This is a genomic window from Bifidobacterium platyrrhinorum, assembly GCF_010667645.1.
In the GTDB taxonomy this organism is placed as follows: Bacteria; Actinomycetota; Actinomycetes; order Actinomycetales; family Bifidobacteriaceae; genus Bifidobacterium; species Bifidobacterium platyrrhinorum.
This window is the reverse complement of record NZ_WHZV01000008.1, coordinates 132,318-155,629: the sequence shown is the minus strand read 5'-3', so window position 1 is coordinate 155,629 and position 23,312 is coordinate 132,318. Positions and strand designations below refer to the sequence as shown.

Here is a 23,312-nt window from a genome sequence, read left to right as displayed (position 1 = left end):
AAGGGAATGAACTGGCAATCATTGACTATAAAGAAGTAGTACAAACACACTCTTGAGTTCTCAAACCACCACCACACCAACACCAAGGTTGTTTCTCAGGAGGAGAAACCCTCCGTGCTGAGCAGCAAGAGATAAACATACACGTACGCACGGCATCGTGCAACCCAAGGCGCGCAACAACCTAAAGGAACCGTTGCAATCACACGGTTCCCTCGGCGTGTCGCAAACAGCGAATCCTCGCTGTTGTCATGTCCCAGTGTAGGACGCGCCCCATTGCCTCGACGTAACGACGCGGGAACGTTCATCTGCAGGACATGGGAATTCACCTCGCATTCAACCGACGCCCCATCCGAGCGGCGTCCCCCGTCTCGTACACGCCCGTGCGCCCGAATCGTGAGCATCACACGCTCCGCGGAAGGGTACGGACGCCCGGTACGGCAACCCGCACCCACCGGCCCCGGACGGATCCGCAGCATACGGACGAAGGTGATGCCGCGCCGGCGGAATTCCCTACCCGTCGCCATGGGACCCACCGCATACGGAGGGAGGCGACCCTCCCGCACCATGCCGGAGCATGGGCGGGAAGGCCGCCTCCCTCAATCGGAAATCGGACGAACCGGTGTCGACGCACGGTGACGCATGACGACGGGCCGTACCAACGGGCCGCACCGACGGGACCGGAGACTACTCCAGCTCCACCGCGCCGGTGTAGAGCTGGTAGTACTCGCCCTTTTGGGCGATGAGCTCGTCGTGCGATCCGCGCTCGATGATGTTGCCGTGGTCGAGCACCATGATCACGTCGGAGTTGCGCACGGTGGACAGGCGGTGGGCGATCACGAAGACCGTACGTCCCTTCATCAGCGCGTCCATGCCGGCCTGCACGACCTCCTCGGTGCGCGTGTCGATCGACGAGGTCGCCTCGTCGAGGATCAGCGCCGGGGAGTCGGCCACGGCGGCGCGCGCGATGGAGATGAGCTGGCGCTGGCCCTGCGACAGGCCGGAGCCGTCGCCGGCGAGCACCGTATCGTAGCCCTGCGGCAGCATGCGGATGAAGCCGTCCGCGTTCACGAGTTTCGCGGCCTCGATGCACTCCTCGTCGGTGGCGTCGAGACGGCCGTAACGGATGTTGTCCATCACGGTGCCGGTGAACAGGTTGACGTCCTGCAGCACGACGCCGAGGGAACGCCGCAGGTCGGGCTTCCTGATGTTCTTCACGTCGATGCCGTCGTAGAGGATCTGGCCCTCCTGGATGTCGTAGAAGCGGTTGATGAGGTTCGTCACCGTGGTCTTGCCGGCGCCGGTCGCGCCGACGAGCGCCATCTTCTGGCCCGGCTTGGCGAACCAGGTGATGTCGTGCAGGACCGGCTTGGCCGGATCGTAGCCGAACGTCACGTTGGTGAAGCGCACGTCGCCCCTGAGGAGCGTGTAGCGTCCGTCGGGCGAGGTGACGGCCTGCTCCTTGGCCTTGAGCGCCACCTCGCGGGCGGCGCCGTGCAGCTTCTCCGCGGCCTTGAGCGAACGGGTGCCGTCGTCGCCCTCCTCGCGCTTCCACGCCCAGTGGCCGGTCTCGTGGTCGACCTCGCGCATCGTGCGGCCGTCCTCGCCGAGTTCGACGTTGACGAGCGTGACGGTGCCGGAGTCGGCCTCGACCGGCTCGTCCATCAGCTGGAAGATGCGGGAGGCGCCGGCGAGCGCCATCATCACCATGTTGAGCTGCATGGACACCTGGCCGAGCGGGTTGATGAACGAGCGCGACAGGGTGAGCAGGGAGATGAGCGTGCCGAGCGTGAGCGGGCCCGCGCCGGACAGGCCGAAGTTACCGACGCCGGCGAGCGCCATGGCGCCGCCGACGATGGCGAGCAGGATGTAGAGGATGTAGCCCATGTTGCCGACGACGGGCATGGTGACGTTGCCCCACGTGTTCGCCTCGGCGGCCGCCTCGAACAGCTCCTCGTTCTTCTCGTCGAAGGTCTTCTGGGTGGCGGGCTCGTGGTTGAAGACCTTGATGACCTTCTGCCCGTTGACGGATTCCTCGACGAACGCGTTGACGTCGCCGAGCCAGTGCTGCTGCTTGACGAAGTAGCGGCCGGCGCGGCCGACGATCGCGCGTACGACGAAATAGAGCCCGACGGTGAACAGCAGCACGAACGCGGTGATCGGCACGCTCAGCCACAACATGGAGATGATCGCGGCGATCGCGGAGATGCCGGAGGCGAACATCTGCGGGAACGACTGGCTGATGGCCTGGCGCAGCGTGTCGGTGTCGTTCGTGTAGTGGCTCATGATGTCGCCGTGCTCGTTGGTGTCGAAGTAGCGGATCGGCAGCCACTGCTGGTGGGCGAACATGTCGTCGCGGATCTTCTTGAGCACGCCCTGTTCGACGGTGACGATGAGCCACTGCCACAGCCAGCTTGCGACGATGCCGGCCACGTACAGGCATCCCATGAGGGTGATGGCGCGGATCAGCGGCCCCCAGTCGGGGTCGGTCGCGCCGACCATCGGCAGGATGTACGTGTCGATGAGGGACTGGAGGAAGAGGGCGGAGCCGGCCTGGGCGGCGGCGCCGACGAGGATGCAGGCGACGATGGCGATGACGCGCCACCGGTAGGCCATGATGTAGCCGAAGATGCGCTTGGTGGTGCCGGGGGCGGGCTTGCGCATCGCGGGCTTGCGGTTCCGGGTGTTCTGCTTGGCGTCGCTCATCGGGTCTCTCCTTCCTGTTCGTCCGTGACGTTCCGTTCGGCCTCGGCCTGCTGCATGCGTTCGGCGCGCTGGGCGGCCTCGCGTTCGAGCTCGGCCTGGCCGGCGGCGGTGTTGCGGGTCTGCGATTCGTAGATGGACCGGTATTCGTCGCAGGTGGCGAGCAGTTCGTCGTGCGTGCCCTTGGCCATGATGCGGCCGTTGTCCATGACGAGGATCATGTCGGATTCCTGCACGGAGGCGACGCGCTGGGCGATGATGATCTTCGTGGTGTCGGGGATCTCGTGGTGGAACGCCTCGCGGATCAGCTTGTCGGTCTTCGTGTCGACGGCGCTGGTGGAATCGTCGAGGATGAGGATCTTCGGCTTCTTGAGCAGGGCGCGGGCGATGCACAGGCGCTGGCGCTGGCCGCCGGACACGTTGGTGCCGCCCTGTTCGATGTACGTGTCGTACTTGTCGGGGAACTCCTGGATGAAGCCGTCGGCCTGCGCGAGCCTGCAGGCGTGGCGGATCTCCTCGTCGGTGGCGTCGGGGTTGCCCCACCTGAGGTTCTCGGTGATGGTGCCGGAGAACAGCACGTTCTTCTGGAGCACCATGGCGACCTGGTCGCGCAGGGTGACGAGGTCGTAGTCGCGCACGTCGCGGCCGCCGACCTTGAGCGAGCCCTGGCTCACGTCGTAGAGGCGCGGCACGAGCTGCACGAGGCTCGACTTGGCGGAGCCGGTGCCGCCGACGATGCCGACGGTCATGCCGGAGTCGATCCTCAGGTCGATGTCGTCGAGCACGGGCTTCTCGGAGGATGCGGAGTAGCGGAAGGTGACGTGGTCGAACTCGATGGAGCCGTCGGCGACGTCCATGACCGGATGCTCCGGGTCGGTGACGGTGCTTTCCTCCTGCAGCACCTGGCAGATGCGTTCGGCGGAGGCCTGGGAGATGATGCACATGACGAAGATCATGGAGAGCATCATCATGGCCATGAGGATCTGCATCGCGTAGGTGACCAGGGCGGTGAGGTCGCCGGTGGTCAGGCCCAGCGCGGCGTTGTTGCCGGAGGCGACGATCTGCTGCGCGCCCATCCAGGAGATCATGATCATCGAGGCGTAGATGCAGAACATCATGATCGGGCTGTTGAAGCTCATGATGCGCTCGGCCTTGGTGAAGTCCTTGAAGATGCGCCGGGAGATGCGGCCGAACTTGTCGATCTCGTAGGATTCGCGGTCGTACGACTTGACGACGCGGATGCCCTGCAGGTTCTCGTCGACGACGTTGTTGAGCGCGTCGTACGTGTGGAACACGCGCTCGAACACCGGGTGGACGAGCACCGCGAGCCCGCACAGGCCGATGGCGAGGATCGGCACGCAGGCGAGGAACACGAGCGAGATGGACGGCGAGATGCGGAACGAGAAGATCCACGCGACGACCACCATGATCGGGGCGCGCACGCCCATGCGGACCATCATGCCGTAGGCCATCTGCAGGTTCGTCACGTCGGTGGTCAGGCGCGTGATGATCGAGCCGGTGGAGAACCGGTCGATGTTAGTGAAGCTGAACGCCTGCACCTTCTCGAACTGGTCGCGGCGCAGGTTCTTCGCGAATCCGGCGGCGGCGATGGCCGCGTACTTGCCGGCGAGGAAGCCGCAGGCGAGCGAGACCAGCGAGCACAGCAGCAGGATCAGGCCGAACTTCACGATGGCGTTCATGTTCCCGCCGGTGATGCCCTGATCGATCAGGGAGGCCATGACGGTGGGGATCACGATCTCCAGAATCGCTTCGATGAACACGAACAGCGGCGCCAGCCAGCTTTCCTTCGTGTATTCGCGCATCGATCCGGCCAGCGTGCGGATGATGTGCTTCGGACGTTCCGGTTCGTTTTTTTTGCGTGATGCCATGATGGCCGCCTCGGTGGCGGTCAGGCCGTCCGCGTCGCGTGCCGCGTTCGCGGTTGTGTTGTCGCTCATGCGTTCTCCTCCTTCGTGTCGTTCGTATCGTTCGTGTCATCGGTTCCTTCGACCGGGACGTCGTCGGGATCGCCGGGGTCGCCGGCGAGATCCCCGCACGGCTCCCCGAACGGGGCCCCGGCGGCCGACCGTTCCTCGAACTCGCGCTGCGCCGTATCCACGTTCGCGCGCATGCGCAGCACGTAGTCCATGAGGGCGGCCCGCTCCTCGTCGGTGAAGCCCTCCACCAGGCGGCGTTCCATCCGTTCGCCGTTCGCCGAGAGGCAGGCGACGATGGAGTCGGCCTTGGCGGTGAGCACGATCTTCTTGAGCCGTGCGTCGTGCGCCACCGATTCGCGGGCGATGAGGCCCTTCTTCTCCATCAGCGCGAGCACGCGCGACGCGGTCGAACGTGTGATGCAGAACTTGCGCTCGATGGTGTGCTGGTAGATGTCCTTGTCGCGGTTGCGCGCGAGGAACATGATGATGCGGGCGTTGCCGCCTGTGGCGATGCGCGCCGATTCGGGCATCGTCTCGCCGAGATGGCGGTTGATCGCCTTGACCAGCGCCCTCAGCTCGAAGCTGAGGATGTGACTGTCCATACCTTTCCACCCCATTGCACGGATTCGTGCCGCATCCGGCCGGGAATGGCCCGGACCCGATACGGGTTCACCTATGGATTTGTTGCATATGCAACCTTTCAGAGGGGATGATAATACGTTCCGTATACAACAGTTGCAGATGCAACAATCGGCGTGTCAGGCGCTGCGTCGCGCGACGACGCGGATGCCGAAATCGCCCGAGCCATCGCCGTCCGCATCATCGGCGCGACCCGGTGCCTCGGCGGACGCCCCCTCGGCCCCATCGCCGGCCGGCGACCGCCCGAGCCGGTCGAGCACCGCGGCGACCACGGCGTCGCTCCACCCCTCGTTGGCATCGATGGTGACGCTGGTGAGCGGCGGGTCGAGGAACATGCCGAAACGCAGGTTGTCCACGCCGATCACGCGCAGGTCGCCGGGCACGTCGACGCCGCGCCTGCCCGCCCACGCGAGCACGGCGGCCGCCACGGTGTCGTTGAACGCGCACACGCCGTCGACGCCGTCGGGCATGCCCTCGTCCAGTCCGAGGAAGCCCTCGCCCGAATCCGCGTCGACGTTGACCCGCCCGGCGAGCCCCACTCCCGCATGCCGGGCGACGGCCTCGGCCACGCCCCGGTAGCGGTATTCGTGGATGCCTTCGATCAGCGAATCGTCGCCGACGACGTAGACGAGGTCGCGGCAGCCCCGGCCGATCAGGTATTCGGCCTGCGCGAAACCGATCCGGTGCTGCAGGTTCGCGTACGAGAACTCCGACGGGGACGACGCCCCCTCCCCCAGTTCCAGCAGGGGGATGTCGAGCCGTTCGAGCATGCGCCGGTCGTCGTCGGAGACGGGGAAGAACGAGATGATGATGCACGGACGCACCTCGGAAAGCATGCGGCTCAACGGGCTCGTGTCGCCGGCGGAGCGCGACAGCAGGCAGGTCAGCCCGCACCGCTCGAGCGCCGAGGAGATGGCGTTGTGCATCTCGTCGCCGGCCTCGGAGGCCACGCCGTAGCGGGTGAGCACCAGCACGATGTTGTTGCCGCCGGCGCGCAGGGTGCGGGCCGCCGCCGAGGGGACGTATCCGAGTTTGCGGGCCGCGTCGAGCACGCGCTGCCGGGTCGCCTCGGGGATGGAGTCGCTGCGGTTGTTGAGCACGAAGCTCACCGTGGTGCGCGAGACGCCGGCGAGGTTGGCGACGTCCTGCGCCTTCACGCGCTTGCTGGCCATGGGGCTCCTTTCCGAGGACCGGCGGACCGGCCCGTCGCGTCCGTTCCGGGGCAACATTCTACCGCCGGGACGCGGGACGGGCCGCGGCGTGGGCCCCGGGACACGGGACGCAGGCGGGGCCGGGATGGGCGGCGAGCGCCTCCCGCGGCCCCGGCCGCCTCACCCGCGCACCTTGGCCTTCGAGTAGACGAGGTTGCCGTCCCGGCCGTCGAGGCGTTCGAACCGCGGCGTGCACGCCTTGGCGATGCACGCGCTCATCCCCATGAACGAGAACGGCAGGTCGTCCGCGCGGCCGGACAGCACGTCGTGGCACACGTCCGCCATGGAGTCGAGGATGCCGGGATCCACATCGGCCTGATGATGCGAGATGAGCACGCGGTCGTAGCGGCCCGCGAGCAGCGAGCGCAGGCGGGCGAGCGAGGCGAGGTACCCCTCGACCGTGCCGGACTCCTCGCCGAACAGGAAGGTCGAGTTGTTGCAGGCGTCGCCGGTGACGAGGATGCGCGGCTCGACCAGAAGGATCGCCATGCTGCCCGCGGTGTGCCCCGGGAACGCGTACGGTTCGACGTGGATGCCGCCCAGATCGAACGACATGCCCTCCTCAAGCGGCGCGAACGCGCGGTCGGGCGCAGGCTCGGTGTATTCGAGATCCGCGAAGTCGGCGTCGAACCGGTCGCCGAGTCCCATCCGCAGGTATTCGCGCCGTTCGGCGAGCGGGGACTGGCGACGGTACAGGTCGCGGTCGGCGGGGTTCATGTACACGTCGTCGAAGGCGGGGGCTCCCATCGCGTGGTCGACGTGGCCGTGCGTGAGCAGCACGGTGACCGGTTTGTCGGTCAAGCGCGCGACGACCCGTTCGAGGTGCCCGGCGCCGGGGCCCGCGTCGATGAGCGCGGCGCGCCTGGAACCTTCGACGAGATAGGCGATCTCGCCGTTCGCGCTGACGCATGCGGTGACGTGGTCGGCGACGTGTTTCGTGGTCCAGAATTCCATGGTTTCCGTTTCCTTTCCGCTTTCCTTCCGTCGCCGTTCACGCGCGCAAGGCGAGCAGGGCGTCGGCCAGCCGTGCGACGGTGGCGTCGTCGAAGCCCATGAAGAACTTGGCCCCCAGGGTGTCGAGGCTGTCGCACAGGTAGTCCTCGTCATGCTCGTTCACAAGCATGTGAGCGAGCATCGGGGTTTCGCGGGCGATGATCGCCATCGCCTCGTCGTCGGCGAGCATGCGCTTGAACAGCGTCGAGCGCGAGTACCGTGCGCGCATGTCGCGCGTCGGCGTGTACGTGAACCCGTGCACGCCCGCACCGACCGTCACGACGGCACGGCCGCCCGTATCCGGCGTTGCCGCGGCGTCGGGGTGGAACGGCAGGCGGACCTCGGCCTCGCAGCCGAACGGCACCTCGACCGTCACATGCAGGTCGCCGTCGGCGAGGATCTCCCATTCGCTGCGGTAGCGGCCGTACGCGGAGTCGTAGGACATGCGGCAACGGCCGAGGCGGGCGTCGGGCATCGGCGCGATGCGGGCGCGGCGGAAGCCGGGTTCGAGCGCGGTGAGGCCGGCGACGTTGCGGTACAGGTATTCGACGACCGAGCCGAAGGCGTAGTGGTTGAACGAGTTCATCATCGTGCCGTTGCACGTGCCGTCGTCGAGCATCGAGTTCCAGCGCTCCCAGATGGTGGTGGCGCCCAGGTCGATGCAGTGCATCCAACCCGGGAAGTCGTGCGAGAGCAGCAGGTTCATCGCCTCGTCGCCCATGCCGTTGTCGGCCATCACGCGGCACATGATCGGGGCGCCGACGAAGCCGCCGCTGATCCGGTAGCAGTCCTTGTACAGCCGTTCGCGGAAGGCCTCGACGAGGCGGTCCTTGTCCGGGTAGATGCCGCTGTACAGGGCCACCACGTAACCGGTCTGCGTGTCGATGGCAAGGCGGCCGGTGGGCGTGTAGTATTCGCGCAGCACCGCTTCGCGGATGCGCCCGTACAGGTCGCGGAACCGGCGCTCGTCCCCGTCGAGGCCGAGGATCGCCGCGGCGTCCGCGGTCATGCGCGTGCTTTCCGCCCAGTAGCAGGAGCTGATGAAGAAGTCGTCGGTGCCGCCCTTCATGCTCTGCTGCGTGCGGCCGTTGAGGGCGAGCCAGTCGCCGAGCTGCGGGCAGAAGTCGAACAGGTACCGGGCGCCGCGTTCGCGGTCGTTGTCGGCGATCCAGTCGATCCAGTCGCGCATCATCGGGTAGGTCTCGCGCAACGCCGCCTTGTCCGCATAGCGTTCGAACAGGACGGTCGGCATGAAGGTGGCCGCATCGCCCCAGACGGCGCCGATCGCCGCGCCGTGCGGGTCGAGCATCGGGATGACGCCGGGGACGCCGCCGCCGAGCTTGCGCTGGTCGCCGCGCAGGTCGTGCAGGAACTTGCGGTAGAACGCGGCGGTGTCCATCGCGTAGCTGGCCGTGCCGCAGAACACCTGCGCGTCGCCGGTCCAGCCGAGGCGTTCGTCGCGCTGGGGGCAGTCGGTCGGCAGGTCGACGAAGTTGGAGCGCTGGCCCCACAGGGCGTTGGAGACCAGCCGGTTGACGTCGTCGCGCCCGGTGTCGATCCGGCCGGTGCGGCGTAGGTCCGAATACATGGCGCGGCCTTCGAAATCGGCCGGGTCGAGGGGCATGCCCTCCGGCCAGCCGGCGACGCGCACGTAGCGGAAGCCGAAGTAGGTGAACGAGGGGGCGACCGTCTCCTCGCGCCCGTCGGAGACGTACACGAACCGGGACTTGGCCGAGCGGTAGTTGGCGTTGTAGAAGTCGCCGCGCTGCAGGATCTCGCCGAAGTCGAGCGTGACGCGCGTGCCGGCGGGCAGGTGGGAACGGAACGCGACGCAGCCGGCGAAGTTCTGGCCGAAGTCGAGGACGGTCTCGCCGGCGGGCGTGTGGATGACCTCGCGCACGGGCAGGATCTCGTGCACGGTGACGGGCAGGCTGAGCCGGTCCGTGAGCGTCGCGTCGACGGTGGTCCCCACGGCCGGCTTCCACGGGTTGTCCTTGCCGGCCCAGCGCGTGCGGTCGAGGGTCTCGCCGTCGTAGATGCCACTGAACGTGGTGTCGGAGCCGCGGTAGCGCCAGGTGGCGGCGTCGGTGCCGATCACGGTTTCGGTGCCGTCGGCGCGGCGGATGCGCAGTTCGGCGATGAGCTTGAAGGAGTCGCCGTACAGGTGTTCCTTGCCGGCCAGGCCGAAGCGGCCCTTGTACCAGCCGTCGCCGAGGCGCACGGCGAGCGTGTTGGTCGCGCCGGGGGCGCCGTCGAGCATGCCGGTGACGTCGAAGGCGATGGACTGCACTTCGCGGTCGTAGTCGCCGGTGTACGGGGTGAGGTGCTCGTCGCCCACCTTGCGGCCGTTGAGCTCGGCCTCGAACAGGCCCAGACCGCAGATGTAGAGCCTGGCCTGTTCCACCGGGCCGTCGACGGCGAATTCACGGGCGAATTCGGGGTGGAAACCGTCGGCGCGGTGGTTGTCGTCCTCGGACGGGGTGATCCAACGGCCTTCCCACGGCTCGTCCATCTTGCCGGTCTCGAACCATCCTTCGCCGCGGGCCGGGATCCCGTCGGCGCCGGTCGCCGTGACCCGCACGTGGTACCGGGTGCGCGGCTCGAGACGGAAGTCGAGCGGCGTGGCCGCGGAGTCGAGCGGTGCGTCCGGCGTGGATTCCACGACGTGGACGACATGGGAGAAGGCGGGGTCGTCGGACACCTCGATGCGGGTGGCGGCGACCGCCTCGCCCGGGCCGCCTTCGACGAGCCACGAACAGCGCGGCGTCCCATAGTCGAATCCGAGCGGATCGTCGATGCCGTTGATCCTGACCTGCGATACCTTCATGCGAACACTCCTTTGCCTTGCATGGATCCTCGTCGATGCTGCCTGACGTCTGATGCCTATCCGCGATGTTCGCCCGCTCTTTTCGAGCAGGTTACTAACTCGTGTTACTTGCACTATACCGTGATTGCCGAGATTGTCAAACGACCATTTTCCGGCGATTTGACATTGTTCGGGTTCGTCATACAATAGCAGTTACTGACACGTGTTAGTAACTGTGGTGCAGCATGGGTCCGCACCAAGGCACACGTGACGGGACCACGACGGGCGCCGACGACGACGCCCCGCAGCATCAGCGGCATCAAAGGAGACCATCATGACGCACAACGACCCGCAGACCCGGAGCGGCGGCACGAAGCAACCCGCCGCACGTCTCGCCGCATCCCCCACACGCACCATAGCGCTGCTCGCGCTGCCGGTCATCGCCCTGTACGGCGTCATGCAATCCATGAACCAGGTGCTCGTCCCCTCGCTCGTCGCGCAGCTCGACCCGGCCGGCAAGGTCGCTGACATCGCGAACATCTCATTGGTGGCCGGCATCATGGGAACGCTGTTCATCATCATCGGCCCGGCCGTCTCCGACCGCACGCGTTCGCGGTTCGGCCGCCGCTCCCCCTATCTCGCGGCGCTGTCCGTCGCCATCTGCGCCATCCTGCTGCTCATCGGCGCCTCGACATCCATCATCGCCGTCATCGCGCTCATGGGCCTGTTCGGCGCATGCACCAACTGGTACTCCGGATGCCTGTACGCCGTGCTGCCCGACCGCATCCCCGAGAACAAACGAGGCACCGCCTCCTCCGTGCTCGGCCTGGGACTGCCGCTCGGCATCCTCATCTTCGTGAACCTCGCCTCCCGCGTGGCCCCGGCCACCGCCTACATCATCATCGGCGCCACCATGCTCGTGGCCACCGCCGCGTTCGTCATCGGGGCGCGCGAACCGTCCTCCACGGACATGCCCCGTCCCGGGAAGAAGGAGCGCGGCGAATTCTCGCTGAGCTTCCTCGAGGCGTTCCGTCACTGGAACTTCACGATGACCTTCCTTTCCAGGCTCACGTTCTACCTGGCGTTCTTCGCCGTCTCCAGCTACACCATGTACATCCTCACCGACTACATCGGCGCGGACCAGCTGCCCGGAGGCAACGCCACGGTGGCCGTCGCGACGCTGTCGACGATCTCCACCGTCTTCCAGGTCGCCGCGGTGCTCACCTGCGGCGCCATCGCCGACAGATTCGACCTCACCAAGACGATCGTGGGCATCGCCGGCTTCGCCATGGTCGCCGCCTACGCCTGCCCGCTCGTCATGCCCACCTGGGGCGGCATGATCGCGTTCAACGCCATCTCGGGCGCGGCCGGCGGCGTGTACTTCTCCGTCGACGCGGCGCTCATGAGCCGCGTGCTGCCTTGCCCCGGCAAGGAGGGACGAGACATGGGCATCCTCAACGCTGCCTCCTCGGCGACCGCCATGTTCGCCGCGCTCGTCGGCTCGCTGCTCATCGGCGCGTTCGGCGGCTACGCCCCGCTGTTCGCGATGGGCGTCGTGCTCGCCGCGCTGTGCGGCGCATGCACCTTCGCCATCCGCGGCATCCGCTGACGATCGCCATATCCCCATCCCTCGCCATATCCCATCCCTTGGAATCCCTTGGAATCCCTTGATTCCCTATGATTCCGCCCCTCCACATCCATTGCCACCCCACCGCCGGTCGGACCGTCCACTTGGGCGCCCCGACCGGCTTTCGATTGCCTGAACCGTGGCCCAGGCCCTCACCCGCTCCCGCGTGAACGGACGCAGCGAAATCCCACGGAAGCAGCGCGACGGAGCGCCCCATTCCACCGGAACGAATGCCGAAAGACCCATACACCCCAGTCGAACAATCACACGATTCATTTCCAGATGAACATGCAATCGGGCGACCCGTGGGACCCACCGGCGGAATCGGATGGCCGACATATCGGACGATGTGGCAGGAACGCGCATGCACCCGCGCGTCCTACCCGGATCGACGCCGGTCACGCGACACCGGCAATACGCATCTCCGCCTCGAACAACTCATATGCGCGATTGACGAGTTACATGCGCAGTTACCGAGTTACGTGCGCACTTGAAAACACTTGATGCGGAGCATGCCCAGGTATCCGCGACGCCGACGGAGGGGAAGCCGAATCCGAATCATTGGAATTCCGGCAATCCGAGGACAACGCAATAGGATCGACCAACCCTCTTTCAACACCACCGTCCGCACGTAAGGCCGCAAATCACGCACGTAGGCCACAAACCGCGCACGTATGATCCCAAACTGCGCAGGTGCCACCCCGAACCACGCACAAACCCATGAGCCGGGCCGGCAAGCGAATCATGCGGGCATATGCTTCGACGGATGGGACGACGAGCCCCGCCACGACGCCAAACAGGGCAACAGGCAACAGGCAACAGGCAACAGGCAACAGGCAACAGGCAACAGGCAACAGAATACATATAAAAGGTGGCCCTACCGGAAGGCAATTCCGGTAGGGTCACACGCTGGATGGGACGCGATATCAGCGGCCGATGCGCCGGTAGTCGGCGTCGTAGTACCGGCCGGCACGGATGTCGTCGGTCATGCCCGGGTACGGGGCCTCGCAGATCACGTCGTCGTTGTCGAGCCCGGCGTCGCCCATGTAGGTGATGGTCGCGAATTCGGGGACCACGAGCTTCGGGTAGGTCGCATACCTGGCGCGGGACTCCTCCATGAGGCCGATGTGCTCGTTCTGGTGGCATACGGTGATCTCGGGGTGTTCGTGCACCCAACGCGGGAAGAAGATCACACCGTGGAGCCTGCCCTCGTTGGGCATGAAGTCGAGCGCCACGTCGGTGCCCGTCGGTTCGGTCCAGGCGATCTTGAACACACCGGAGGCGAGGCGGACGATGGTCGCCTCCTGGTCGTTGACCCAACGGCCGGCGACCATGCCGCCGTGGATGCGATAGTCGACGGTGTGGTCGTTCTTCGCATACCATTCGTATTCCCAGCCGTTGTCGTACGTGTAGATGAAATGGGTGCCCAGGAAGTCGTCGAGGGTGTCAAAGCGCCTGATCGGGGCGACGGGAGTGATGTCCATTGCTGCTCCTTGGTTGTTTGATCGATGGTTGACGTTGGCTGATGCCGACCGACGCCGGCCGGCCCGCCTCGCGAAGGGCGGGACGGTCCGGCCGGAGGCGGCTCAGCGTTCGATGCCGTACTTGCGCTGCAGCATGATGACCGCGCCGCCGAGCGCCATGCTCACGCACATCACCACGACGAAGCACCACAGCGTGCCGACCAGGCGCTCGGGCTGCACGAGCATCGGGGTGACCATGGCGAACAGCGCGCACAGCAGTCGGGACACGCCGTTGGTGACGCCCTGGATGCTGGTGCGGACCTCCTCGGGGAAGGATTCCTGGGTCCACACCTTGTACAGCATCTCGCCGGCGAGCGGGCTGCCGAGGTTGTTGAGCAGCAGGCCCGCGACGATCAGCCACAGCACGCCGCCGCCGGCGGCCATGAGCACGAGGGCGGCGATCTGCAGGGCGGCGCCGATCACGTAGCCGACGGTGCGCCATTTGCCGGAGACCACCTTGATGAAGATCGGGGAGAACACGATGGCCACGACGGTGAGCACCAGGCCGGCGCCGGTGGCGAGGGTCTGCGAGGCCCCGGAGGAGACGAGCATGTAGGTCTGGAACTGGCCCCAGGTGTTCGCCAGCAGGTTCCACAGCGCGTAGAACAGGAAGATGGTGACCAGGAACAGCACGTACTTGCGGTTCTGCGCACCGCGGAAGACGGACAGGATGTTGACCTTCGCCTTGGCCCCGTCGTTCGTGGAGGCGGTCTTGCGCGCGCTCATCTCGTCGCCTTCGCGGTGCAGCGTGCGGAACTTCGGCGACAGGAGCCTCCAGGCCCATGCGACGACGGCGATGGCGGCGAGGATGGCGAACTGGACGCGCGCGTTGTTCGGCGGCACCATCGCGGAGGTGGCGAAGCCGACGAGGGCGGACAGGCCGATGCCGATCATCCAGAACATCTGCGTGTAGGAGACCATCTGCGATTGGGTCTCGTTGTCCGGCGCGTCATGCGAGAGCACGGACAGCGTGACGGGCAGTTCGATGCCGGAGGCGACGCCGGCGATGATCACGCCGGCCAGAAGCATGGCGTAGTTCTGGGCGAAGACGCACAGGAGGGCGCCGATGGCGTAGACCGCGTTGATCCAGTTGAACACGGTCACCATGCCCAGCACGCCGGCGACGGCGCCGCCCGCGAGCGAACCACCGGCGATGGCGAGGGTGAGCGCTCCGGAGAGGACGCCGACCTGGGCCGGGTCGATACCGAGTCCGGCCTGCCACAGCGACAGCGTGGTCGCCAGGCTGATGATGATGCCCGATCCGAGGATCGATCCGAGTCCCGATGCTGCGGTAAGCCCGAAGTACCTGCCGAGTTTGTTCTTGCCTCCGCGCTCCTGCGGCGCGGTCGATTGCACCTCTTGCTGTTCCTGCTGCGACATTGCGGTTGCCTTTCTCCTTGCGTCGGTGCGCGTCCTCGCGCATTCCGGCTTGTTCCGCTGATTTGCTAACTCGTGTTACTAACACGTGTAAGTAACACTATAGAGAGCACTCCGAGGGTTGTCAAATGAGGGTCCGACACGAAACGCCCGCCCCGAAACCCGCATGCAACGCAAAAACCGCGCCCCGTCCGCAGACCGAAGCGATTCGGCATGGCGGATGGAACGCGGTTCGTGGGATATGAGGGATTCAGGGAAAGCGATATGAAGAGTTCAAGGGAAGAGCGGGGGCCGCACCACGGTGCGGGAACCCGCATCCCGGCCCGGCGGGACCGAACCATTTCGGCCCGACGGGCCGGGAGGCGGCTCGGAAACGCCATGAGGACATCATCGCGCCACAGGCCCGGGCCGGCCGAACAGCCGGAGCCCGGACCATGGGAAACGCGAGCCCGATGCCCCCGCGCGGTTACTTCGTACGCTTGGCGTACTCGTCGAGCAGGTAGGCGGCGAGGGTCTTGCCGGCCTCGCCGAGCAGGGTGGGCAGCGAGTTGATGGGCATGGTCTTGAGGAACATGCGCATCATGGCGTTGTCCGGCAGGGTGGGCATGCCGTTGGTGCCGGCGGCGGCCGCGGCGGCCTCGACGATGCCGGAGCCGACCGGGTCGGTCTCCCATTCGCCGTACGTGGACCACTCGTCGAGCGGCAGGGACTTGCCGTCGCCCTCGAGTCCGACGGTGGCGGTGGCGGCGATGTCGCGGCTGGACGTGCCGACCTCGATGCCGTATTCGCCGGCCTCGACGTGCCAGTCGCCGTACTTCTCGGACCAGTAGGCGAAGGCGCGCTCATCGAGGTCGATGGTCACGGTCTTCGACTCCCCCGCCTTGAGGGACACCTTGACGAAGCCCTTGAGCTCGTGGACCGGACGGGCCACGTCGGACTCGCCGGGGGCGACGTACACCTGCACGGTCTCGGCGCCGTCCACGTCGGAGACGTTGGCTACGGTGGCGGTCACGGACGCGGTGTTCGCTCCGGTCTTCTCCGCGTGGACGTCGGAGATCTCGAACGAGGCGTAGCTCAGGCCGTAGCCGAACGGGTAGTCGACGGCCTTGCCGTAGGTGTCGTAGTAGCGGTAGCCGACAAACACGCCCTCGCCGTAGTCGACGTGACCCTCCTCACCCGGCCAGTTGAGCATGCTCGGGTCGTCGTTGATGTCCAGCGGAATGGACTGGGCGAGCTTGCCGGACGGGCTGGCCTCGCCGAAGATCACGTCGGCGAGCGCGGGGCCGCCGGCCTGGCCGAGCAGCCAGGATTCGAGGATGCCCTTGGCGTTGCCGGCCCACGGGGCGACGGAGACGACGGAGCCGTTGGACAGCACGACGGCGACGTTCGGGTTGACGGCGGCGACCTTGGCGAGCAGTTCGATCTGCTTGGCGGGCATGTCGAGGGTCTCGCGGTCGAAGCCTTCAGATTCGGCGGCCTCGGGCAGGCCCAGGAACAGGAGCGCCACGTCGGCGCCCCTGGCGGTCTCGACGGCCTCGAGTTCCAGCGCGGAGTCGGCGGGTTCGAGGTCGAGCGTGAAGCCGGGGGCGAAGTCGGCCTTGATGCCGCGTTCGGCGAGCGTGTCGAGGAACGAGGTCATCTTGGTGGGGGTGATGTGGGAGGAACCGCCGCCCTGGTAGCGCGGGGTACGGGCGAACTCGCCGATGACCGCGATCTTCGCGTCCTTTTTCAGCGGCAGGATGGCGTCCTCGTTCTTGAGCAGGACCATCGATTCGACGGCGGCCTGGTGGGCGACCTCGTCGTGGGCGTCGACGTCGAAGCGGTAGCCGTCGACGCTCATGGCGGCGCGGGCCTTGTTCGTCAGGTCGATCATGCCCTGGGCCATGCGGTCGAGCTGGGCGGGGTCGATGCGGCCGTCGCGGGCGGCGTAGACGATCTGGTCGTCGGTGTAGCTCGGCGGCATCTCGAGGTTGAGGCCGGCGTTGAGGGAGGCGACGCGGTCGTGGTCGGCGCCCCAGTCGGACATGACGATGCCCTCGAAGCCCCATTCGTCGCGCAGCACATCGGTGAGCAGCCAACGGTTCTGGGCGGAGTGGACGCCGTTGATGCGGTTGTACGAGCACATGATGGTCCACGGCTGGGCGGTCTTGACGATGTGCTCGAAGGCCGGCAGGTAGATCTCGCGCAGGGCGCGCCGGGAGATGCGGGCGTCGACGCGCAGGCGGTCGGTCTCCTGGTTGTTGGCGGCGAAATGCTTCAGTGAGGTGCCCACGCCCTTGGACTGCACGCCCTCGACGATGCCGACGGCCTCGTGGCCGGCGAGGTACGGGTCCTCGCTCCAGTATTCGAAGCAACGGCCGCCGAGCGGGTTGCGCTTGATGTTCACGCCGGGCCCGAGGATCACGGCCACCTTCTCCTGGATGCACTCCTCGCCCATCGCCTCGCCGACCCGGTGGACGAGTTCCGGGTTCCACGAGCTCGCCAGGCCCGCCGCGGGCGGGAAGCAGGTGGCGGGCACGGAGTTGTCGAGGTCGGTCTCGCCGGTGCTGGCGGCGAGGGACTTCCTGAGGCCGTGGGGGCCGTCGGTGATCATGTAGCCGGGGATGCCCTTGGCTCCGACGCCCTGCAGGTGCCAGGCGTCGCCGCCGGAGGTGAGGGAGGCCTTCTCCTCGAGGGTGAGGTCCTTGACGGACGGGTAGGTGTTCTCGCTCATGGCGTTGCCTCTTTCCTTGAGTTCTTGCGTGTTCCGTTGAGCCGTGCGGCTGGCCTGTTCCGGTGCGGCCCGCCCGGTCTTCCTCCACGAATCCCGAGCGAACCGCTTTCAACCAACCGGTTGGTAGGTAGATTATCAAAATCACCACCGCAACACGCCGAAATCATTTGGAATACCTACCGACCGACCGTATGGTTGCCTACATGAACACCAGCGACTCTTCCAACGACAATGACCGTCGTTCCCTCATCATCGACGCGACCGTACGGTCCTTCGGCCGTCTCGGCTACTACGGCACCTCGCTGCAGCGCATCGCCACCGAGGTCGGCCTGACCAAGGCCGGCGTGCTGCATTACGTGGGCAGCAAGGAGGGCCTGCTTGACCTGGTGCTCGCCGAGGAGTACGACCGAGACACCCTGCAGGTCATGGCGGCCATGGTCGTGCAGGAACGGCCGCTCATCGCCGACATGTGGCGCCGGGTCGTGGCGGTGAACGCGAAACGGCCGGCGCTGGTGCACATGTTCTCCACGCTCAGCGCCGAGGCGTTGGACCCGGACCATCCCGCGCACGCGTATTTCGTCGACCGCGAACGGCAGACGGTGACCAGCGCGATGAACATCAACTGGTCGGTGCCCGACGGCGTGGACGTGGAGCATGTGCTGCAGGCCGGACTTTCCATGATGGACGGGCTGCAGCTGCGTTGGCTGCGCTCCCCCGGCCGGGACCTCAACGCCATGTGGGCCGACTGCGAGGACGTGCTGTTCCCCTCGCCCCTGTGGGACGGTTACCGCTGACCCCGGCGCCCGGGACAAGCCGGAGGGAACGTACCGCGCTTGACGGGCGGTGTACGTTCTCCCCGGTCAACAGCTCCGAGACCGGAGAAAACGCACGACAGCCAATGGCCCGAACACGTTTCTTCCGGCAACAGCCCCAAGACCGAAACAAACGCACGACAGCCAATGACCCGAGTACGTTCTTCCCGGCCCGGCGCGGACCGACCGGAGAAAAAGTATGGCAACCATCCGCCTGCGTACGTTCCTTCCGGTATGGCGATGCGAAGCCGATGACAACCATACGAAGGCCATCGATTCGGGCACGTTCTCCCCGGCCAAACGGCCGGAAGCCGGAGGAAACGTATTCCATGCGCCACTTTGGCATACGAAAACCCCGGTTCCATCTCAGGTAACCGGGGTTTTCGTATGCAAGAGGTCCCATGTGGTGGAAAATCGCACCTCACAGGACCTTGGCGTCGCGGGCGGCCACGGAATGTTGGCATGTTCCGCCGACCGGAATGTCGGCATGGTTCCGACGATCGGGACGCCGCCGGGAATCCGTCTGCCGTCCGACCGGGGACCTTCTTGCCGTCCGACCGGGAATCCGCCGATTATCCGACGGGAAGCCACCGGCCGTCCGATGGAGAAGTCCGCCGACCGCCCGACCGGGACCCTCCGGCCGTCCGAAACCGGACGGGATCAGATGTACCGCTTGCAGAAGCCGGCGATGTCGCGCACGACCTGGTGCGCCTCGGAGGCGTCCGGGTCGCCGGCCTGGACGATGTTGAACACGTGGCCGAGCGCGCGTTCGTCGCCCTTGGGCCACACGCTCATGGCGTGGTCCTTGTGGCGGGCGTGCAGGATGCGGGCCAGCTCGTAGGTGTTGTCCGCGATGAAGTCCTCCACGCTGGTGATCATGTACACCGGCGGCACGGCGCCGTCCACCACGAGTCTGTCGAGGTCGAGGTACCTGTCGACCTTGATGTGGTCGGCGGGGGTCTGCAGGTAGCCTTCCATGTAGTAGCTCAGCGCGGTGGCGTGCACGCCGCCGGACAGGCGGAACATGCCGGAGGTCACCACGAGGGCCTTCACATCGACGCCGGAGGGCGTCAATCCCAGCGCGCCGGCGAGCTGCGGCGAACCGTTGGCGGCGGTGAGGTAGAGGGCGAGCGCGCCGCCGGCGGAGTCGCCGGTCACGCACACGCGCCCGGCGTCCAGACCGTATTCGGCGCCGTGGTCGCGGACCCAGTCGAGCACGGCCATCGCGTCTTTGAGCTGCGTGGGGAAGCTCACCGACGGCACCAGGCCGTAGTTGGCGTTGACCACGGCGAAGCCCTGCCTGGCGAGCAGCATGTCGCGGCACTCGTTGTTCTCCTTGGACCCGTAGTACAGGCCGCCGCCGTGGAAGTCCACGATCACGGGCAGCTTGGCGTCCGCATCGGCGTCTGCCAGCGTGTAGACGTCCAGCAGATGGGTTTCGGCGCCGTCGTCGAGGTAGGCGACGTCCTTGCGGCGTTCCACGCCTTCCGGCAGCACCTGCGCGGCCAGATGCGGGGCGTCTCCGGCGGTCATGGCCGCCACGTTCGCGGCGAACAGGTCGCGTGCTTCCTGACTGATCATCGGTATCGGTGTCCTTTCGTATGGTTCGGCGCTCATTTTCGATGCGCTTGCTGTTTCCGTTGTCTTTCGTCTTTGTCGTCTTGGCCGTTTCCGTAGCGTCCGTCTCAGCCGCGCACCGGCAGCACGATGGCGGACGGGGCGTCGGCGCCCATGTGGATGGTCTGGTGCGCCACCTGCGTGTCGGTCTGCTCGCTCCACAGGCCGGCGTGGTTGGTGTGCACGGCGTATTGCGGGAAGTCGGAGGAGGAGATGTCGCAGCGGATGCGCGATCCGGCGGGCACCTTCCAGCAGATGTCCCACATGTCGATGGTCACGCGGCGGGTCTCGCCGGGCGTGTAGGGCGCGGCGTCGGGCGTGTCCAGGCCGATGGTGGTGATGGAGGTGCGGTAGTTGCGTGCGGTGCCGTCCGGGTCCACGCACATGAGCTTGGCGGTGAACGCGGTGTCCGGCGCGCTGGAGGAGACGTACAGGTCCACGCTGATCCTGCCCTGGATGTGCAGGTCGTGTTCGAGCGGTTCGGATTCGAAGGTGACGACGTCGTCGCGCCAGTTCGGTTCGGGCTGGATGCGCGCGCCGATCTCGTTCATGGTGGTCAGCAGCGCCTCGCCGCCGCGGGTCATGACCGGGTCCGCGGGGTCGTAATCGTATCCGACCTCCGACGCGGCCTTGGGCGCCTCGCCGGCCAGCGCGCCGTCCTCGGCCAGGTAGAGGCTGACCTGCCGGGTATCACCGGCGGGCAGCGGCCAGGAGGAGGCGGTGTGCCAGGAGTCGTCGCCGACCTCGTAGTATTCCACCTTGCGTTCCGGGGTCTGCCTGCGCTTGAGCGTCAGGTCGAACCATTCGAGCGCGGCGGGCACTTCGGTGGCGTCCAGGTGCTCGGGTTCGAGGCCTTCGAGGGGGTTGAGGAAGTAGTGGTTCCAGCAGCCGATGCGCAGCCAGGAGTGCTTCTTGATCTCCTCGTCGAGCGAGGCGTAGCCGGTCAGGGCGCTGCCGAGATGGTGGTCGAACCAGCCTTCGTGGATGAACATCGGCACCTTCACACGGCTCGGGATCTGCTTGAGCAGGCCCCAGAAGCCTTCGTCCCAGTAGGGGTCGTCGCCCTTGGGATGGCTGATCCAGTCGCGGTACCAGTCGAGGCGTCCGCCCCACATGTCCTCGTCGACGGTCATCTGCGGCAGATGGCGCGCGGATTCGAGGTAGTCGGCGGACACCGGGTGGCCGGCGTTCTGCATGGCCCAGGCGGTGAGCACGTCGCAGCGGAACGAGCCCTTCTGGTAGGCGGAGGAGAAGCGGTCGGTGCCGTAGTGGTTGGCGCAGATGGAGGCGACCTTCGGGGTGGTGATGTCGGCCACGGTCCAGCAGGTCAGGGACAGGTAGGAGGTGCCCCACAGGCCGATCACGTCGATCCAGTCCTGCTCCTCGCACCAGGCGAGCAGGTCGGCGCCGTCGTTGCGCTCGTTGACGTTCGGCTCCCATGTGCCGCCGGAGGTGTGGGTGCCGCGGCACCATTCGCACACCATCGCGTAGCCGCGTCGGTTGAGCTGTTCGCCGTGCAGCCTCCACAGCTCGACCTGCTGCGGGTAGGGGCAGCGCACCACGATGGTGGGCCAGGGGCCGGGGGTGGCGGGCTTGTAGATGTCGACGGTCAGCTCCACGCCGTCGCGGCAGGCGACCTTGACGGTCTCGCGCTCGCCGGGCTCGCATTCCGGCTTGAAACGGGAGGATTCGTACTGGTTGGCGATGTTGTTGAGGTAGCGGGTCAGGAAGTCGTCGACGTCGCTCATGATGATGCTCCTTTGCATGTCCGCCGCGCGGCGGTGTTGTCGTAGGCCGTGCGGCGATGAGGATCGGAAAGCGGATGGGATGGGATGGGATGGATGAGACGGGAAAACGGAAACGGAAAACGTTGTCGGAGAGAAACGGGCGGCCCGGACAATCCCCGGGCCACCCGGGCGGGATCAGGCCTCCCCGGCCTTCTTGGCCTCCTTGAACGGGCGCATGCGGAAGCCGATGATGATGCAGAGGGCGGCCACGACGTACAGGGCCACGTTGCCGAACAGGGACGGGGCGTAGGAGCCGGTGGCGTCGAACACGGCGCCGTGGGCGGTGACGGCGATGGCGGAGGCGATGCCGCCGAGCATGCCGTTGATGGACAGGATCTCGCTGTAGTCGCGCTGGCCGAAGGACTGGCGGATGAACCAGGGCAGGGCGACCAGGAGGACGCCCTGGCCGATGCCGGCCATGAAGCCGGCGGCGATGGCCGGGGTGGGCGAGGTGGCGACGGCCATGAGACCCCAGCCGGACAGGCCGATGAGCGAGTAGATGACGACGGTGATCTCGGGCTTGAGGTAGTCGAGGAGGATGCCGATGCTGGCCTTGCCGGCGGCGGCGCCGAGCATGATGCCGGAGACGACGAGCGCGCCCTGCTCGAGGGTCAGGCCCTGGGAGATCTCATGGGCGGAGATGTGCTGGACCACGCCGGCCACGAACTGCAGCAGCACGCCGACGGCGGCGAACAGGAGGAAGGTCGGGGTGCGGAACGCCTGCTTGGCGGCGAGGCCCGGCAGCTCGACGTCGCCCTTGGCGCCGTCCTCGGCCTTGCCTTCGACGTGGCCGTAGGCGTATTCGCCCTTGGACTCGTCGGGGCGGAACTTGAACACGAACAGGGAGAACGGCAGGATGCACACGAGCAGGATGATCGCGGTGATGCGGTAGGAGTTCTGCCAGCCGAGGTTGGTGATGAACGCGGAGACGACCGGGTTGAAGATGGTGCCGCCGATGCCGGACAGGCCGAGCGCGATGCCCATCACGGTGCCGAGCTTGGCCTCGAACCAGTTGGCAAGCAGCACGCTGGGGGCGAGCGCGATCGGGATGACGTACAGGACGCCCATCAGCGCGAAGGAGACGTAGAACTGCCACACGGCGTTGAAGAAGGACTGGACGAAGAACAGGGCCGCCACGCCGGCGATGCACACGCTGATGAGCACGCGCGCGTCGATGAGCTTCATCAGTTTGCCGGCGAACAGCATGGCCGGCAGGGCGGCGAACGCCATGATGGACGAGGCGAGGGCGACCTGGGTGCGCGAGACGTGCAGTACCTCACCCAGCGTGGTGAAGTACAAGCCGGGCGTGTTGACGATCAGGCCGAATCCGACCAGGGACAGCACGCAGCATCCGATGAAGACCCACCAGGAGCGGGCCGAAGACTTGTTGACTGACATCCGAACCTCCGTGTTCGTGTGATGTGGTTGTTTGCCGCCGGTGGGCCCCTCCATGGCGTCCGCCGGATCAGTCAGTAAGTAAGTACTTACTTTTTGTGATGTAAGATAAGCTAGTACTTACTTACCTACGTGTCAAACCCACGACACGCCGGGACGGAAACCGGACGGCCGT

The 23,312-nt window shown here is 66.5% G+C and carries 14 protein-coding genes; 2 read left to right on the top strand and 12 right to left on the bottom strand.

All coding sequences use genetic code 11. The annotated features are described in order from the left end of the window. Nucleotides 1-684 precede the first annotated feature (684 nt). The 6 genes from GFD21_RS09090 to GFD21_RS09065 all read right to left on the bottom strand — a co-directional run bounded on the left by GFD21_RS09090 (nucleotide 685) and on the right by GFD21_RS09065 (nucleotide 10,307). Entirely contained in the window at nucleotides 685-2,703 is a 2,019-nt protein-coding gene (locus tag GFD21_RS09090) for an ABC transporter ATP-binding protein (protein ID WP_163197652.1), read from the bottom strand. Further along, a complete protein-coding gene (locus GFD21_RS09085; RefSeq protein WP_404801580.1) occupies nucleotides 2,700-4,589 on the bottom strand; it encodes an ABC transporter ATP-binding protein in 1,890 nt (629 codons plus the stop codon). Before GFD21_RS09085 ends, GFD21_RS09090 begins: the two co-directional genes overlap by 4 nt. A 65-nt stretch (nucleotides 4,590-4,654) precedes the next feature. Next, complete coding sequence (locus GFD21_RS09080) at nucleotides 4,655-5,239, bottom strand: MarR family winged helix-turn-helix transcriptional regulator (RefSeq protein ID WP_163197651.1); 585 nt, start codon at nucleotides 5,237-5,239, stop codon at nucleotides 4,655-4,657. Between the two features lie 156 nt (nucleotides 5,240-5,395). Further along, a complete protein-coding gene (locus GFD21_RS09075) occupies nucleotides 5,396-6,448 on the bottom strand; it encodes a LacI family DNA-binding transcriptional regulator (RefSeq protein ID WP_163197650.1) in 1,053 nt (350 codons plus the stop codon). Nucleotides 6,449-6,607: 159 nt separating this feature from the next. Then, on the bottom strand, nucleotides 6,608-7,441 hold the full coding sequence (locus tag GFD21_RS09070; RefSeq protein WP_163197649.1) for an MBL fold metallo-hydrolase: 834 nt from the start codon (nucleotides 7,439-7,441) through the stop codon (nucleotides 6,608-6,610). A 37-nt stretch (nucleotides 7,442-7,478) separates the two neighbouring features. Further along, a complete protein-coding gene (locus GFD21_RS09065; RefSeq protein ID WP_163197648.1) occupies nucleotides 7,479-10,307 on the bottom strand; it encodes an alpha-L-rhamnosidase in 2,829 nt (942 codons plus the stop codon). A gap of 313 nt (nucleotides 10,308-10,620) precedes the next feature. Between GFD21_RS09065 and GFD21_RS09060 the strand changes: the two genes are divergently transcribed. Beyond that, nucleotides 10,621-11,895 (top strand): MFS transporter, encoded by a 1,275-nt coding sequence (locus GFD21_RS09060; RefSeq protein ID WP_163197647.1) that lies wholly within the window; start codon nucleotides 10,621-10,623, stop codon nucleotides 11,893-11,895. A 944-nt stretch (nucleotides 11,896-12,839) separates the two neighbouring features. Here the strand turns inward: GFD21_RS09060 and GFD21_RS09055 are convergent. The 3 genes from GFD21_RS09055 to GFD21_RS09045 form a co-directional block, all read right to left on the bottom strand. After that, nucleotides 12,840-13,397 carry a phenolic acid decarboxylase gene (locus tag GFD21_RS09055; protein ID WP_163197646.1) on the bottom strand — a complete coding sequence of 186 codons (558 nt, stop codon included), beginning with the start codon at nucleotides 13,395-13,397 and terminating at the stop codon, nucleotides 12,840-12,842. A gap of 102 nt (nucleotides 13,398-13,499) precedes the next feature. Next, a complete protein-coding gene (locus tag GFD21_RS09050) occupies nucleotides 13,500-14,816 on the bottom strand; it encodes an MFS transporter (protein ID WP_163197645.1) in 1,317 nt (438 codons plus the stop codon). Between the two features lie 463 nt (nucleotides 14,817-15,279). Further along, nucleotides 15,280-17,526, bottom strand: a complete 2,247-nt coding sequence (locus tag GFD21_RS09045) for an exo-alpha-(1->6)-L-arabinopyranosidase (protein WP_163197644.1) — start codon at nucleotides 17,524-17,526, stop codon at nucleotides 15,280-15,282. A 203-nt stretch (nucleotides 17,527-17,729) separates the two neighbouring features. Here GFD21_RS09045 and GFD21_RS09040 point away from each other — a divergent pair, with 203 nt between their 5' ends. After that, nucleotides 17,730-18,320, top strand: a complete 591-nt coding sequence (locus tag GFD21_RS09040; RefSeq protein ID WP_163197643.1) for a TetR/AcrR family transcriptional regulator — start codon at nucleotides 17,730-17,732, stop codon at nucleotides 18,318-18,320. A gap of 678 nt (nucleotides 18,321-18,998) precedes the next feature. On the opposite strand, the gene GFD21_RS09035 is transcribed toward GFD21_RS09040, so the two are convergent. The 3 genes from GFD21_RS09035 to GFD21_RS09025 form a co-directional block, all read right to left on the bottom strand. Beyond that, nucleotides 18,999-19,919 carry an alpha/beta hydrolase gene (locus tag GFD21_RS09035; protein WP_163197642.1) on the bottom strand — a complete coding sequence of 307 codons (921 nt, stop codon included), beginning with the start codon at nucleotides 19,917-19,919 and terminating at the stop codon, nucleotides 18,999-19,001. Between the two features lie 104 nt (nucleotides 19,920-20,023). Further along, nucleotides 20,024-21,703: a CocE/NonD family hydrolase gene (locus GFD21_RS09030; RefSeq protein ID WP_163197641.1), complete on the bottom strand. Its 1,680-nt coding sequence runs from the start codon at nucleotides 21,701-21,703 to the stop codon at nucleotides 20,024-20,026. A gap of 174 nt (nucleotides 21,704-21,877) precedes the next feature. Then, on the bottom strand, nucleotides 21,878-23,140 hold the full coding sequence (locus GFD21_RS09025) for an MFS transporter (protein WP_163197640.1): 1,263 nt from the start codon (nucleotides 23,138-23,140) through the stop codon (nucleotides 21,878-21,880). Between the last annotated feature and the right edge of the window lie 172 nt (nucleotides 23,141-23,312).

Bases quoted from the DNA above. Each gene is read 5' to 3' on its own strand.
- GFD21_RS09090 (WP_163197652.1), bottom strand. From the start codon at position 2,703: ATGAGCGACGCCAAGCAGAACACCCGGAACCGCAAGCCCGCGATGCGC.
- GFD21_RS09085 (WP_404801580.1), bottom strand. From the start codon at position 4,589: ATGGCATCACGCAAAAAAAACGAACCGGAACGTCCGAAGCACATCATC.
- GFD21_RS09080 (WP_163197651.1), bottom strand. From the start codon at position 5,239: ATGGACAGTCACATCCTCAGCTTCGAGCTGAGGGCGCTGGTCAAGGCG.
- GFD21_RS09075 (WP_163197650.1), bottom strand. From the start codon at position 6,448: ATGGCCAGCAAGCGCGTGAAGGCGCAGGACGTCGCCAACCTCGCCGGC.
- GFD21_RS09070 (WP_163197649.1), bottom strand. From the start codon at position 7,441: ATGGAATTCTGGACCACGAAACACGTCGCCGACCACGTCACCGCATGC.
- GFD21_RS09065 (WP_163197648.1), bottom strand. From the start codon at position 10,307: ATGAAGGTATCGCAGGTCAGGATCAACGGCATCGACGATCCGCTCGGA.
- GFD21_RS09060 (WP_163197647.1), top strand. From the start codon at position 10,621: ATGACGCACAACGACCCGCAGACCCGGAGCGGCGGCACGAAGCAACCC.
- GFD21_RS09055 (WP_163197646.1), bottom strand. From the start codon at position 13,397: ATGGACATCACTCCCGTCGCCCCGATCAGGCGCTTTGACACCCTCGAC.
- GFD21_RS09050 (WP_163197645.1), bottom strand. From the start codon at position 14,816: ATGTCGCAGCAGGAACAGCAAGAGGTGCAATCGACCGCGCCGCAGGAG.
- GFD21_RS09045 (WP_163197644.1), bottom strand. From the start codon at position 17,526: ATGAGCGAGAACACCTACCCGTCCGTCAAGGACCTCACCCTCGAGGAG.
- GFD21_RS09040 (WP_163197643.1), top strand. From the start codon at position 17,730: ATGAACACCAGCGACTCTTCCAACGACAATGACCGTCGTTCCCTCATC.
- GFD21_RS09035 (WP_163197642.1), bottom strand. From the start codon at position 19,919: ATGATCAGTCAGGAAGCACGCGACCTGTTCGCCGCGAACGTGGCGGCC.
- GFD21_RS09030 (WP_163197641.1), bottom strand. From the start codon at position 21,703: ATGAGCGACGTCGACGACTTCCTGACCCGCTACCTCAACAACATCGCC.
- GFD21_RS09025 (WP_163197640.1), bottom strand. From the start codon at position 23,140: ATGTCAGTCAACAAGTCTTCGGCCCGCTCCTGGTGGGTCTTCATCGGA.